This is a genomic window from Pseudarthrobacter sp. PvP090 (genome assembly GCF_040547365.1).
Lineage (GTDB): Bacteria > Actinomycetota > Actinomycetes > Actinomycetales > Micrococcaceae > Arthrobacter.
The window spans coordinates 248,055-262,253 of sequence record NZ_JBEPPO010000001.1 but is presented as its reverse complement, the minus strand read 5'-3'; the positions used below and the strand labels follow the sequence as shown (position 1 = coordinate 262,253).

Annotated in this window: 14 protein-coding genes; 11 read left to right on the top strand and 3 right to left on the bottom strand. The window is 69.2% G+C overall.

Features of this window, described 5'->3' with window-relative positions; all coding sequences use genetic code 11:
- Positions 1-112: 112 nt before the first annotated feature.
- Entirely contained in the window at positions 113-526 is a 414-nt protein-coding gene (gene trxA / locus ABIC21_RS01260) for a thioredoxin (RefSeq protein ID WP_224047339.1), read from the top strand.
- Between the two features lie 127 nt (positions 527-653).
- Here the strand turns inward: trxA and ABIC21_RS01255 are convergent, their stop codons facing one another.
- Positions 654-932 (bottom strand): putative quinol monooxygenase, encoded by a 279-nt coding sequence (locus tag ABIC21_RS01255; protein WP_354348606.1) that lies wholly within the window; start codon positions 930-932, stop codon positions 654-656.
- A 101-nt stretch (positions 933-1,033) separates the two neighbouring features.
- Between ABIC21_RS01255 and ABIC21_RS01250 the strand changes: the two genes are divergently transcribed.
- Entirely contained in the window at positions 1,034-2,710 is a 1,677-nt protein-coding gene (locus tag ABIC21_RS01250) for an AMP-binding protein (protein ID WP_354348605.1), read from the top strand.
- A gap of 141 nt (positions 2,711-2,851) precedes the next feature.
- On the top strand, positions 2,852-3,772 hold the full coding sequence (locus ABIC21_RS01245; RefSeq protein WP_354348604.1) for a putative endonuclease domain-containing protein: 921 nt from the start codon (positions 2,852-2,854) through the stop codon (positions 3,770-3,772).
- A gap of 132 nt (positions 3,773-3,904) precedes the next feature.
- Here the strand turns inward: ABIC21_RS01245 and ABIC21_RS01240 are convergent, their stop codons facing one another.
- The gene (locus tag ABIC21_RS01240; RefSeq protein ID WP_354348603.1) at positions 3,905-4,897 is read right to left on the bottom strand and encodes a DNA-3-methyladenine glycosylase family protein; all 993 of its coding nucleotides are present in this window, start codon (positions 4,895-4,897) and stop codon (positions 3,905-3,907) included.
- A gap of 174 nt (positions 4,898-5,071) precedes the next feature.
- Between ABIC21_RS01240 and ABIC21_RS01235 the strand changes: the two genes are divergently transcribed.
- The 8 genes from ABIC21_RS01235 to ABIC21_RS01200 all read left to right on the top strand — a co-directional run bounded on the left by ABIC21_RS01235 (position 5,072) and on the right by ABIC21_RS01200 (position 12,842).
- Entirely contained in the window at positions 5,072-5,458 is a 387-nt protein-coding gene (locus ABIC21_RS01235) for a VOC family protein (protein WP_354348602.1), read from the top strand.
- 68 nt (positions 5,459-5,526) lie between these two features.
- Positions 5,527-5,958, top strand: a complete 432-nt coding sequence (locus ABIC21_RS01230; protein WP_354348601.1) for a VOC family protein — start codon at positions 5,527-5,529, stop codon at positions 5,956-5,958.
- Positions 5,959-6,005: 47 nt separating this feature from the next.
- On the top strand, positions 6,006-7,391 hold the full coding sequence (locus tag ABIC21_RS01225) for a cystathionine beta-synthase (protein ID WP_354348600.1): 1,386 nt from the start codon (positions 6,006-6,008) through the stop codon (positions 7,389-7,391).
- An 81-nt stretch (positions 7,392-7,472) separates the two neighbouring features.
- Positions 7,473-8,690, top strand: a complete 1,218-nt coding sequence (locus ABIC21_RS01220; protein ID WP_354348599.1) for a cystathionine gamma-synthase — start codon at positions 7,473-7,475, stop codon at positions 8,688-8,690.
- Positions 8,691-8,696: 6 nt separating this feature from the next.
- Positions 8,697-9,974 (top strand): glycosyltransferase 87 family protein, encoded by a 1,278-nt coding sequence (locus tag ABIC21_RS01215; RefSeq protein ID WP_354348598.1) that lies wholly within the window; start codon positions 8,697-8,699, stop codon positions 9,972-9,974.
- A 114-nt stretch (positions 9,975-10,088) separates the two neighbouring features.
- Entirely contained in the window at positions 10,089-10,613 is a 525-nt protein-coding gene (locus ABIC21_RS01210) for a winged helix-turn-helix transcriptional regulator (protein ID WP_354348597.1), read from the top strand.
- A gap of 13 nt (positions 10,614-10,626) precedes the next feature.
- On the top strand, positions 10,627-11,970 hold the full coding sequence (locus tag ABIC21_RS01205) for an MFS transporter (RefSeq protein ID WP_354348596.1): 1,344 nt from the start codon (positions 10,627-10,629) through the stop codon (positions 11,968-11,970).
- A 35-nt stretch (positions 11,971-12,005) separates the two neighbouring features.
- Positions 12,006-12,842: an SDR family oxidoreductase gene (locus ABIC21_RS01200; RefSeq protein ID WP_354348595.1), complete on the top strand. Its 837-nt coding sequence runs from the start codon at positions 12,006-12,008 to the stop codon at positions 12,840-12,842.
- 105 nt (positions 12,843-12,947) lie between these two features.
- Here the strand turns inward: ABIC21_RS01200 and ABIC21_RS01195 are convergent, their stop codons facing one another.
- A complete protein-coding gene (locus ABIC21_RS01195; RefSeq protein WP_354348594.1) occupies positions 12,948-14,156 on the bottom strand; it encodes an acyl-CoA dehydrogenase family protein in 1,209 nt (402 codons plus the stop codon).
- Positions 14,157-14,199: the final 43 nt, after the last annotated feature.

The window sequence follows — 14,199 nt, the reverse complement described above, 5'->3', positions numbered from 1 at the left end:
AGGGTCCTAGGGCCCCGGGCCGGATGGCAGGGTGCGCGGGAGGGCCGTCACATGGATGTGCCAACAGCGAAATGCAGGGGACAAGCCGGGGCTGCTCGCGTACCGTTGACCCATGGCTACCGTCGACATTACAGGTGAACAGTTCGCATCGACCGTCGAGGACAATGACATTGTCCTCGTTGATTTCTGGGCCGAATGGTGCGGCCCGTGCAAGCAGTTCGGCCCCACCTACGCCGCAGTTTCCGAGAAGCACCAGGACGTCGTCTTCTCCAAGGTGGACACCGAGGCGGAGCAGCAGCTCGCCGCCGAGGCCGGCATCACGTCCATCCCGACGCTGATGGCGTTCCGCGAGAAGGTACTCGTATTTTCCCAGCCGGGCGCGCTGAATGCCCAGCAGCTGGAGCAGGTCGTGGACGCCGTCAAGGCCCTCGACATGGAGGAAGTCCACGCGCACGTTGCCCGGTCCCAGGCCGAGGCTGCCGCCGCGGCCGGCAAGCAGGACGGCAGCCAGATCCCGGAGGCCTAAGCGCCTCCCCATCCCGGCTGACAGCAACCCACCGGCAAACAGCAACGCGGGGTCACTCCGCGCCCATAATCCTCGGATTAATGGGCGCGGAGTGACCCCGCGTTGCTATGTCTGTTGTTGGGGCCGCTTAGAGCTTTACGAGCTTGACCGGCTCGGCCAGCAGGGCGCTGAGGGATTCGTTGAGGTCCTGCACGGCGGTGCCCTTCGAGTGCTTGTCCAGGTCCTCCTGCGAGGCCCACCGTTCGGTCAGGACCAGCTTGTCCTCGGTCGCCTCGGTGAGCTCGTACCGGATGCAGCCGGGCTCGTTGACCACCTCGTCAATCGCGATCTCCAGCGCGAGCTTCACGCGGAAGAACTCGCCGTCGTTGGGGATGAAGATGGCCTGAAGGTCAATGGGTGCACTCATGGATTTCACAATACCGGGCGACGGCGTTGTGTCCCGAAGATTTCGTAGGACATCCAAGCTTTAGTCTTCTTTTGCCGGCCGAGTGTTGGTAGCGTCACACCATGCTTGCATACACAGCCGGGGACACTGACGTCCCGCTGCTCGAGGAAACCATCGGCGACAATTTCGAACGGATCGTGGCCAGGTTCCCCTACCAGGACGCCCTGATCGAGGCTGCGGCGGTGCCGGGGGAAGAGGCCCGGCGCTGGAGCTACACCAAGCTGAACGACGACGTCGACCGCGTGGCACGCGCGCTGCTCGCGCTGGGCGTGGCCAAGGGTGAACGGATCGGCATCTGGAGCCCGAACTGTGCCGAGTGGACCATCCTGCAGTACGCGACGGCGAAGGTCGGGGCGGTCCTGGTCAACGTCAATCCCGCGTACCGCAGCCATGAGCTGGAATTCGTCGTCAAGCAGAACGGCATGCGGATGCTGGTCGCGGCGCCGTCGGACCGCAACAGCGACTACACCGGCATGGCCCGGCAGGCGCTCGCCGGATGCCCGGAACTGCGCGAACTCGTGTTCCTGCCCGACGCCGGGCTGCCCGGCCTCACCGCCGGCGTGCCCGAAACCCCGGCGGAGCGGACCTTCGCGGAGCTGCTCAAGCGGGCCGACGACGTCGCCCACTCCGCGCTGAAGGCGCGCATGGCCGAACTGGACCCCCACGACGCGATCAACCTGCAGTACACCTCCGGCACCACCGGCTTCCCCAAGGGGGCCACCCTCTCGCACTACAACATCCTGAACAACGGCTACTCGATCGGTGAGCTGCTGGAGTACACCGAGCACGACCGGGTGGTGCTGCCGGTGCCGTTCTACCACTGCTTCGGCATGGTGATCGGAAACCTGGCGGCCCTCAGCCACGGCAGCGCCACCATCATCCCGGGCCGGGGGTTCACTCCCGCCGCGGCGCTGGAGGCCGTGCAGGACTTCGGCGGGACGTCGCTGTACGGGGTGCCCACCATGTTCATCGCCGAACTCGCGCTGCCGGATTTCGCCTCCTACGACTTGTCCACCCTGCGGACCGGGGTGATGGCCGGCTCGCTGTGCCCCATCGAGGTGATGAACCGCGTCATCTCGGAGATGAACATGGCGGATGTGGCCATCTGCTACGGCATGACGGAGACCTCGCCGGTGTCCACCATGACCCGCAGCGTGGACACCATGGACCAGCGCACCCAGAGCGTGGGCCGGACCATGCCGCACCTGGAAAGCGAGGTGGTTGACCCGGTGACCGGTGACGTCATGCAGCGCGGCGAGATCGGCGAACTGTGCACCCGCGGGTACTCCGTCATGAAGGGCTACTGGAACCAGCCGGACAAGACCGCCGAGGCGATCGATGCCGACGGCTGGATGCACACCGGGGACCTGGCCCGGATGGACGAGGACGGCTACATCGTGATCGAGGGCCGGATCAAGGACATGGTGATCCGCGGCGGCGAGAACGTCTATCCCCGCGAAATCGAGGAGTTCCTGTACACGCACCCGGACATCCAGGACGTGCAGGTCATCGGCGTACCGGACGCCAAATACGGCGAGGAGCTGATGGCCTGCGTCATCCTCAAGCCCGGCGCCGCCCCGCTGGATGCCGGCAGCCTGGCCGAGTTCTGCCGCGGGAAGCTGGCGCACTACAAGATCCCGCGCTACGTGGACGTCCGCGAGAACTTCCCGATGACCGTCTCCGGCAAGATCCGCAAGGTGGACATGCGGCGGGAGGCAGTGTCCCGGCTGGGCCTCTGACCGCAACCAACCGCAACGCGGGGTCACGTAGCGCCCATAGCGCACCCCCGGATGGGCCGGGAGTGACCCCGCGTTGCGGTGTTTCCCGGGACCTGTGGATAACCTCTGCGCCGAGGCCGGGAGGCGGCCACACTGGTGGGCATGGTCCGCATTGTGCCGCTCCCCGAAAGCCTCGCCCGGACGCCGTTCACCGTCTATGAGTCCCGCCAGCTGGGTGTCCCGCCCAAACGGCTGCGGGCGAAGGACCTGTCCGACGGCGGCCGCCTCATCTACCTGCCCGCCGGCCGGTCCCTGGAGATCACCGAACGAGCCCGTGTGCTGGCCGCCGCCACCCCCGGCGCCTGGGTGTCCCACGAAACCGCGGCGGTCCTCACCCTGCTGGGCCTGCCGCCCTGGCTGGGCGGCTGCGCCAGCATCCACCTCAGCAAGCCGCATGAACTGCCCCGGGTCCGGCGGGTCGGAGTCATCGGCCACCGCGTGCGATGCATCCCGGGCGAGCTGACCGACGTCGACGGCATCCCCGTGACGGCACCGCCACGGACCTGGCTGGATCTGGCCGCGGTCCTGCCGCTGAACTACCTCATCGCCCTCGGCGACCAGATCATCCGCATACCCCGGCCGGGGCTCGAGCAGCGGTCCGAACCGTATGCGGAGAAGGAAGGGCTGCGGCTGCTCATCCGCCAGCATCCCAACATGAAGGGTGTGGAGAAGGCCAGGCTCGCGTTGGAGGAGATGCGGGTGGGAGCTGACTCCTTTCCGGAAACCTTCCTGCGGCTGGCGATGCTGGAGGCGCACCTGCCGGAGCCGGAGCTGCAAGTGCGGCTCGATCCGGACGACCGGCGCTCGCCGGCCGCCGACCTGGGCTACCGGCGGTACCGGATCGCCATCCAGTACGTCGGGGCGCCCCACCTGACGCGGGAACAGCAGTCCCGCGACAACCGGCGGGACGAGGCGTTCCGCAGCGCCGGGTGGGCGTACTTCAAAGTCAACGCCGACGATCTGGCCGAGGGCTTCGCAGGTGTCATCGCCCGGATTAAGAGGACAAGGCTCCGCCGTCTCTGACCCCTCCTCCGCGCCTGACGAATCCAGGCCGCCGCCCCGCCCGCCCGCCCCCAAGCAACGCGGGGTCACTTAGCGCCCAAAACGGGGCTCCGGACCGGCCGTAGGTGACCCCGCGTTGCTTTAAGGAGTGGGCTAGTGGCTGCGGTGGTCCTGGATGGTCATCCGCGGGCCGAAGGTCGGCTTGCGGAAGCCGCTGAGCCCGAGCATCCGGACCACGCGCTGCCGGTGCCCGGCCCACGGGGCCAGCAGCCGGAGCATCCCGGCGTCGTCCGTCCGGCGGCCGGTCAGCGCCGCCCCCACGTACGCCGCCAGGTGGTAGTCGCCCACCGCGATCGAATCCGGGCAGCCGTGCGTGCGCTGCACGACTTCCGCCGCGGTCCACACCCCGATGCCGGGGATGGTCTGCAGCTTCGCGGAGGCCTCCGCGGCCGGGAGCGCGGCCAGCCGCTCCAGCGCGGCGGCGGAACGCAGGGCCCGCATGACGGTCGCCGAACGCTGCGGACCCACCCCGGCCTTGTGCCACTCCCAGGACGGGATGCGCAGCCACTGTTCCGGCGTGGGCTGCACCAACAGGTTCGCCGGAGCAACGGTGCCGGCGCCGGGGGCCGGAGTGCCGAAGCGGTACATCAGGTAGCGGTAGCCGCGCCGGGCCTCGATCACGGTGACCTTCTGCTCCAGGATGGTGGGCACGAGGGAGTCGATCAGGCGGCCCGTGGCGGGCAGCCGCACGGCGGGGTTCCGGCGCCGGGCCTCCACAACCATCCGGGGGAGGGTGGCGTGGAAGGCGGGCTCGTCAAAGGCGGACCAGTCGTCGTCGCGTCCCAGCATCCGGGGGGCGGCATCGACGGCGTCGGCGGCACCCGGCCCCCAGGCCTGGACCTCGACGGCGGGATTAGCCGGCGGACAATCCGGCGCATAAGCCACCACCAGCCGGAGCGTGGCGGGACCCGACGGCGTGGTGAACGCCATCCAGAGTCCGTCCGGCGCGGTGCGGATGGCCGGATCGCCGTGCCCGCGCAACAGCGTCCCGACGGTCTGCATCAGGTCGAAAGGCCCGCCCGGGTGCCACCGCAGGGAGGCGTCCGCCGCGGCGGCAACGCCGGCGGGAACGTCTGCAATGGTCATCCGACCATGATTCCACGAACACCTGACAGCGCCCGCAGCTGCCCGCCCCTGCTGCCCGCCGGAAGCAGGGGCGGACGGCCCTTAACCCGCGGACCGGCCGGGACTAGACTCCGGCTGTGGCCTGGACGCCCGCGCCCGGCCCTGGGCCCGGATCCCTGTTCAAAGGAGAATGTGATGGCTGGTGGAGTGGTGCATTTCGAGATCCCCGCGGACGACGAGAACCGCGCCCGCGAGTTCTACAGTAAAGCGTTCGGCTGGGGCTTTGAGGTCATGCCGGAGATGAACTACAGCCTGGCGACGACCACGCCGATGGACGGGCAAGGCCGGCCGGCGGTTCCCGGCTCCATCAACGGCGGGCTGTTCAAGCGGGAAGGGGGGATCACGACGTCGGTGGTCACCGTGGACGTGGACGACATCGACGCCGCGCTGGAGAAGATCACCGCGCTGGGCGGCTCGACGTACCGGGAAAAGATGCAGGTTGGCGGGATGGGCTGGAACGCCTACTTCAAAGACTCCGAAGGCAACATCGTGGGTCTGTGGCAGAACGCGGCACAGACCTAGAATTTCCCTATGGCGCGGACCGCCGCGCTACAACCGAGGCACCGAATTCCTGTTCTAAGGAGAAAGTGATGGCTGGCGGAGTAATCCATTTCGAAATCCCCGCAGACGACGAGAACCGCGCGCGGGAGTTCTACAGGTCGGCGCTCGGCTGGAGAATAGACGCCATGCCGGAGCTGAGTTACGCCATGCTCATGACGACGCCGACGGATGAGACGGGCATGCCCTCCGTTCCGGGGTCCATCAACGGCGGCATGTTCCGCCGCGAGGGGGAGCTCACGTCCCCGGTGATCACGGTGGACGTGGAGGACATCGACGCGGCGCTGGAGAAGATCAATGCCCTGGGCGGCAGCACCGTCCAGCCGCGGCAGGAAGTCGGCACCATGGGCTGGGCCGCCTATTTCCGGGACACCGAAGGCAACATCATCGGCCTGTGGCAGAACGCCGCGCCGGAGGGAGGCACCGCCGCAGGGGCGAGCGGGGCGAACGACATCGGCGCCTGAGGCGCCCGGGGCGGCCCCCGGCGGGCGGAGACGGTAACTTTGTACCTATGAAGTACGCCCAGTCCGTTCTGGACCTCATCGGCAATACGCCGCTCGTCAAGCTGCACCACGTTACCGACGGCATCGGGGCCACGGTCCTGGTGAAGCTGGAATACCTGAACCCCGGCGGTTCCATCAAGGACCGCATCGCGGTGAAGATGATCGAGGAGGCCGAACGCACCGGCAAGCTCCTGCCCGGCGGCACCATCGTGGAACCCACCTCCGGCAACACCGGCGTCGGCCTGGCCCTAGTCGCCCAGCAGAAGGGCTACCGCTGCATCTTCGTGGTGCCGGACAAGGTCGGCGAGGACAAGCGCGCCGTCCTCCAGGCCTACGGCGCCGAGGTGGTGGTGACGCCGACCGCCGTGCCCCCCGACAGCCCGCAGAGCTACTACGGCGTCTCGGACCGCCTCGTCACCGAGATCCCCGGTGCCTACAAGCCCGACCAGTTCTCCAACCCGGCTGCCCCGGCCAGCCACTACGAATCCACCGGCCCGGAAATCTGGCGCGACACGGAGGGCCGGATCACGCACTGCGTGATCGGCGCCGGCACCGGCGGCACCATCACCGGCACCGGCCGGTACCTCAAGGAAGTTTCCGCCCACCGCGCGGAGGCCGACGGCGGCGTGGTCAAGATCATCGGCGCGGATCCGGCGGGTTCGGTCTACTCCGGCGGCACCGGCCGGCCGTACTTCGTCGAGGGCGTCGGCGAGGACATGTGGCCCGCGAACTACGACAAGTCCGTCCCGGACGACGTCATCGCCGTCAGTGACGCCGACTCCTTCGAGATGACGCGGCGGCTGGCCCGCGAGGAAGGCCTGCTCGTGGGCGGGTCCTCCGGCATGGCCGTCGTCGCCGCCCTGCAGGTCGCCAGGAACCTGCCGGACGACGCCGTCGTCGTCGTGATCCTGCCGGACTCCGGCCGCGGCTACCTGGCCAAGATCTTCAACGACCAGTGGATGCGCTCCTACGGCTTCCTGGCCAGCGGCGACGAAGCCTCCGTGGGCGAGATCCTCAAGGCCAAGACCGGGGAGCTGCCGGACCTCGTGCACATTCACCCGAACGAGAGCGTCCGCGACGTCATCAACATCATGAACGAGTACGGCGTCTCCCACATCCCCGTGCTGTCCCAGGAACCGCCCGTAGTGATGGGCGAGGTCCTCGGCGCCGTGGACGAACGCACCCTGACCGCCAAGCTGTTCCGCGGCGAGGCCAAACTCTCGGACAAGATCTCCGAACACATGGAGGCCCGGCTGCCGGTGATCGGTTCGCTCGAATCGATCTCGACGGCCCGCGAACTCCTCTCCGACGCCGACACCCTGATGGTGACGTTCGTCGGCGCTCCGGTGGGGATCCTGACCCGCCACGACCTCCTCGCCTACCTGAGCAACTGACCGCCGCAACTGACCTCAGCAACTGACCCGGCAGCCGGACCGCCCCCGGGGGCGCCCGGCCGCCGGCCGAAAGGAACGCACATGTCTTTGCCAGAAAGCTCCTCCGCACGAACCCCCGGCTTCAACACCCGCGCCGTGCACGCCGGCCAGGAATTCGAGCCGCGCACCGGCGCCGTCGTGCCGCCCGTGCACTTCTCCACCACCTACGCCCAGGAAGCGATCGGCGTGCTGCGGGCCGGCTACGAGTACGGCCGCGGCACCAACCCCACCCGCGACTCGCTGCAGGAACAGCTCGCCGCGCTGGAGGGCGGCTCCGCCGCGTTCTCCTTCAGCTCCGGCCTCGCCGCCGAGGACTCCATGATCCGCGCGCTCACGCGCCCCGGTGACCACATCGTGCTCGGCAACGACGCCTATGGCGGCACCTACCGGCTGATTGCCCGCGTGCTGGGGGAGTGGGGCATCGGCAACACCCCGGTGGACATGTCCAACCTCGACGCCGTCGCACAGGCCGTGGCGGCTGGTGGATCGAACGGGGGCAAGACCCGCCTCGTGTGGGTGGAGACGCCGTCCAACCCGATGATGAAGATCACCGACATCGCGGCCCTCGCCGAGCTGGCGCACGGCGCCGGCGCCCTCCTGGTCGTGGACAACACCTTCGCCTCGCCATACCTGCAGAACCCGCTGGCCCTCGGCGCCGACGTCGTGGTGCACTCCACGACGAAGTACATCGGCGGGCACTCCGACGTCGTCGGCGGCGCCATCATCGTCAACGACGCGGAGCTGGCCGAGAAGATCGGCTTCGTGCAGTTCGCCGTCGGTGCGATCTCCGGCCCGATGGACGCCTTCCTCACCACCCGCGGGCTCAAGACCCTGGGCGTCCGGATGGACCGCCACAGCGACAACGCGCAGGCCGTGGCCGAATGGCTGCTGCAGCGCCCCGAGGTCGAGGCCGTGCTGTACCCGGGACTGCCCTCGCACCCGGGGCACGAGCTCGCCAAAAAGCAGATGAAGAAGTTCGGCGGCATGATCTCCGTGCAGTTCAAGGGCGGCGAGGCGGCAGCACGCAAGGTGGCCGAGTCCACCTCCGTGTTCACCCTGGCGGAGTCCCTCGGCGGGATCGAATCCCTGATGAACTACCCCTCGGAAATGACGCATGCCTCGGTCAAGGGCACCGAACTCGCCGTCCCGGTCAACCTGATCCGGCTCTCCTGCGGCATTGAGGACGTCGAGGACCTCATCGCCGACCTCGAGCAGGCCTTCGCGCAGCTCGACTCCGCCACCGGCAAGTCAGGCAGCTAAGCACCCGTGACCACCACCACCAGGGCCACGCCCTCCACCATGCGCGGCTGGCTCGCGACGGCGGCCGGCGCGCTCGCCGTCGTCGCCGCCCTGGTGGTGCTGTACTCGTCCTACAACCCGCTGCTGAACGACTTCGAGGTGTATTTCTACGGCGGCAACCGGGTGCTGCAGACCGGCGAGACCGGCGTCAACGAGCTCTACGCGCCGCGGGACGGGCTGCCGTTCACCTACCCGCCGTTCGCGGCGCTGCTGTTCGCGGCCATGGCGGCGCTGGGCCAGGGCGGCGGCGGCCTCGTGTTCATCACCACGGCGCTGCTGGGCGCAGCGATCGTCTCGGCCTGGCTCGCCCGGCACTACTTCCGGCTTGGCAGCTGGCGGAACGCGTTCGCCGACTGGCGCTTCCGGGCCGTGGCCCTGGCTGGCACGGCGGCGATCCTGCTCCTGGGGCCGTGGCGGGACACCTTCGACTTCGGCCAGATCAACATCATCCTGATGGGCCTGATCCTCGCCGACTTCGCGCTCTACGGGAAAGCCCGGGCCGGGGAGATCCGCTGGCCCGCGGGGCTGCTGATCGGCATCGCGGCCGGGATCAAGCTGACACCGCTGGCATTCGGGCTGTATTTCCTGGTCCGCCGCGACTTCAAAGCCCTCGGTTGGATGGCAGCCGGTTTCTTCGGCTCGATCGGCTTGGCCTGGGCCATCCTGCCCACGGCCTCGCTCACCTTCTGGACCAAGATCCTGCCGGACACCGGCCGAATCGGCGGGCCGGCCTACGTGGACAACCTCTCGGTCAAAGGCCTGCTGCTGCACCTGGGACTCCCTGACTCCGGCCTGACCAGCATGCTGTGGCTCGTGCTCTCCCTGGCACTGGCCGCGGTGGCCGCGCTCGTGATCGCATGGGCCGTGGCCGCGGACGAGAACTTCGTCGCGGTCTCGGCCACCGCCGTGCTGATGCTGCTGGTCAGCCCGGTGTCCTGGTCCCACCACTGGGTGTGGATGGCCGTGGCGCTGCCCTGCATGGGCTTCGCGATCCACCGGGTGCCGTCCCGGAAGGGGCGGATGCGCCTCGCCGGATGGATCATCGTGGCGTTCTCGGCCCTGGCCTTCTACCTGACGCCCAAGTACCTGTCCGTCATGGCCGGGGCGGCCGAATGGGGCAAGGACCCGCAGACCCAGTGGCAGCTCATTGTGGCGAGCCTGGGCGTGCTCTGCGGGATCGCCATGCTGGTGTTCTGGGCGCTGGCCTACCGTCCCTCCCGCGCCGCGCTCCGCCCGGGGGCGTAACGCCGGGTTTCCCCGCTCTCCTTCCCTCCCGCACTCCTTTCCTCCCGCGCGAGTGTGCATTTCACGGCAGTGTTGCTCTAGCTTTCTTGAAGATAGTCAGCTAGTTTGGTCGGCATGGCACTTCGATCCGACTGGTCCCAGCGGAACTGCAGCATGGCCCGCGGCCTGGATATCCTCGGCGACCCCTGGGGCATGCTGGTCCTGCGTGAGGTCTTCTTCGGCAACGGCCGCTTCGACGCCATCAAGTCCCGGCTGGGGGCCGCGGATTCCGTCCTCACCAAACGCCTCACGGCCCTCGTCGACGCCGGAATGCTCCGCCGGCAGCCGTACGACGACGGCGGCCGCACCCGCCAGGAGTACGTGCTCACCGCGAAGGGGGAGGACGCCCTGCCGGTGCTGAACGCCGTCGTGCTCTGGGCCGAAAAGCATCTGCCGGCACCGTCGGAGCAAGCCCACATGTTCGTGATCCACACCGGCTGCGGCGCGCGCACGACCTCCGCGGACAGCTGCACCGTGTGCGGGGAGCGGCTCACGGCCCACAACACCAGCTGGCACAGCCTGACCCGGACCCCGGAACCCGTGGCCCTCGCCGCCGCCCCCGCCTCCGCCGCCCCCCGGCCGGCACTCCCACCGACGTGAACGGACCCGCCGCATGAGCGCCCCCGAAACCACCCTGCTGCCCGCGCGCAAACGGCGGATCCACCCTGCCTGGATCGTCGCAGCGGTCGCCTTCCTCGCGCTCGTGGGCGCCGCGGGCTTCCGCGCCGCGCCGGGGGTGCTGATGGTGCCGCTGCAGAGCGAATTCGGCTGGTCCACCACGGTGCTCTCAGCCGCGGTCAGCATCAACCTCGTGCTCTTCGGCCTCACTGCGCCCTTCGCCGCCGCCCTGATGGAGCGCTTCGGCGTCCGCGTTGTCACGTCGGTGGCGCTGGTGCTGATCGGGGCCGGCAGCGCCCTGACCGTGCTGGTCAACGAGTCCTGGCAGATCCTGCTGACATGGGGGCTGCTGATCGGGCTCGGGACCGGGTCCATGGCGCTGGTCTTCGCGGCGACCATTGCCAACACCTGGTTCGTCAAGAGCCGCGGCCTGGTGATCGGCATCCTCACCGCCGGCAGCGCCGCGGGACAGCTGGTCTTCCTGCCGTTCATCGCCGCCCTTGCGCAGGACCCGGGGTGGCGGCAGGCTTCGCTGCTGATCGCCGCCGGCGCCCTCGCCGTGGTCCCGCTGGTGCTGAAGTTCCTGAAGAACTCCCCGGCCGAGGCCGGCGTGCTGCCCTACGGCGCCGAAGCCGAGCCGGCGTCGGAAGGACCGGGAGCCGCTGGCACTTCCGGACCGGACGCCGCCGGAGCGGCCGGACCGAGCCGGAACGCCGCGGTCCGTGCCCTGCAGGTGCTCAAGCGGGCCAGCAAGGTGCGCACCTTCTGGGCCCTCGCCGCGGGGTTCGCGATCTGCGGCGCCACCACCAACGGCCTGATCGGCACCCACTTCATCCCCTCCGCCCACGACCACGGGATGTCCCAGACGACGGCGGCGGGCCTGCTGGCCGTCGTCGGGATCTTCGACATCGTGGGGACCATCGCTTCCGGCTGGCTGACCGACCGCTTCAATCCGCGGATCCTGCTCGCGGTCTACTACCAGTTCCGGGGCATTGGCCTGCTGGTCCTGCCGCTGCTGCTCAGCGCGACCGTGCAGCCCAGCATGATCGTGTTCGTGGTGATCTACGGGCTGGACTGGGTTGCCACCGTGCCGCCAACGGCCGCCATCTGCCGTGAGGTCTTCGGAGCGGACGGCAGCGTCGTGTTCGGCTGGGTCTTCGCGGCCCACCAGCTCGGGGCGGCCGCCGCGGCACTGGCCGCCGGCGCCATCCGGGACGCCACCGGACAGTACACCTACGCCTGGTTCGGTGCCGCCGCGATGTGCACCATCGCCGCCGTCATCAGCGCGACCATCCGCAAGGACACCGCCGCCAAGGAACCCGCGCCCGTTCCGGCCTAACCTCCCGCTGGGAACCTGCCGCTAGGCTGGTCCGCATGGATGCGACCCCGCCCGCCACGCCGTCTGCCGTGCCCCAGCCTCCCGAACACCGGCCCGCCGTGCCCCAGCTGGCCGAGACACCGGCGCACCGCAAGACTGTCCTCGTGACCGGCGTCGGGCGGCTGGCGGGAATCGGTGCGGGCATCGCGCGCCGGCTGGCGGCCGACGGCTGGGACCTCGTCCTGACGTACTGGCAGGACTACGACGCCCGGATGCCCTGGGGCGTCCAGCCCGACGACGTCGAACAACTCACCGCGGAACTCCAGGCCACCGGCGCCGCCGTCGTGGCCCTGCCGGCAGACTTCCAGGACCCGCAGGCCGTGGACCGGCTGATGGAATCCATTGCGGCGGAGGCCGGACCCCTGCAGGGGCTGGTGCTGAGCCACGCTGAATCCGTGGACTCGGGCATCCTCGACACGACCCTGGAGAGCTTCGAGCGGCATTTCGCCGTCAACACCCGCGCCAGCTGGCAGCTGATCGCGGCGTTTGCGCGGCAGGTCCCGGCCTCGGGCGGCGCGATTGTGGCCCTGACCAGCGACCACACCGCCTTCAACTTGCCCTACGGCGCCTCCAAAGGCGCGCTGGACCGGATCGTGACCGCGGCTGCGCGGGAACTCGGGCCCCGGGGGATCAGCGCCAACGTGCTCAATCCCGGTCCGGTGGACACCGGCTGGATGGACCGGCAGCTGCGCGACGACCTGACCCGGCGCCAGCCGGGCGGCCGGCTCGGAACCCCCGCGGATGTGGCCGGGACGGTCGCGTTCCTGCTCTCGCCCGAAGGCCGCTGGGTATCGGGCCAGCTGGTCAAGGCCGACGGCGGCTTCTCCGCCTGAGCGCCCCTCGACGGGCCCGCCGAGTTGGCATTCCGCGTTGCTCCGACTGCTTGACTTTGCCCGCTCAACACTGCCGCGAAATGCCAACTCGCGGAGGGTGCAGGCTCAGCGGAAGGCGGCCAACCCGGTGATGTGCTGGCCCAGGACCAGGGTATGGACCTCGTCGGTGCCCTCGTAGGTCCGCACGGACTCAAGGTTGGCGGCGTGCCGGAGCGGCGAATAGTCCAGGGTGATCCCGTTCCCGCCCAGGATGGTCCGGGCCTCCCGCGCGATCGCGATCGCCTCGCGCACGTTGTTCAGCTTGCCCAGCGAGATCTGCTCGGGCCGCAGCTTCCCGGCATCCTTGAGCCGTCCCAGCTGCAGCGCCAGGAGCGTGCCCTTCTGGATCTCGACCAGCATGTTCACGAGCTTCTCCTGGGTCAGCTGGTACCCCGCGAGCGGCTTGCCGAACTGCAGCCGCTCCTGCGAATACTTCAGCGCGGCCTCATAGGAGTCCCGGGCAGCGCCCATCGCACCCCACGCGATCCCGTAGCGGGCCTCGTTGAGGCAGCTGAACGGGCCACGCAGCCCCCGGGCTGCCGGAAGCAGGGCCTCCGGACCCAGCCGGACGCCGTCAAACGCGACATCACACTGGATCGAGGCGCGCATGGAGAGCTTTTGCCCGATCGGCGTCGCGGTGACCCCGGGTGTGCCGGCGGGGACCACGAAGCCGCGGACACCGTCGTCGGTCATCGCCCACACCACCAGCACGTCGGCCACCGACGCGAGCCCGATCCAGCGCTTGGCGCCGTCCAGGATCCATCCGGCCGCGTCGCCGGGGCCGTCGCGGCGGGCGAAGGTCTTCATTGAGGCCGGGTCCGAGCCGGCCGTGGGCTCGGTCAGCGCGAAGCTGCCGATCAGTTCGCCGGCGGCCATCCGGGGGAGCCACTCCTGCTTCTGCTCCTCCGAGCCCCACTTGTGGATGGCTGTCATGGCCAGCGAGCCCTGCACGGAGACGAACGTGCGGATCCCGGAATCGCCGGCTTCCAGTTCCATCGCCGCCAGGCCGTATTCGACGGCGGAGCGGCCCGGGCAGCCATAGCCCTCCAGATGCATCCCGAGGACGCCGAGTTCGCCCAGTTCGGGGGCCAGTTCGAGCGGGAACACGCCGTCGTCGTACCAGTCCGCGATTCCCGGACGGATCCGCTGGTCCGTGAAATCGCGGACCCGCTCCCGGACGGCCAGTTCCCCGGCGCTCAGCAGGGAATCGATCGCCAGGACGTCGGACACGTCTGTTCCTGCAGATCCAGGGGGAAAACCAGCCTCGTTGCTCATTCCAGCATCCTACGGTCTAGGCGCAGCGGTATTCGCGGGGGTG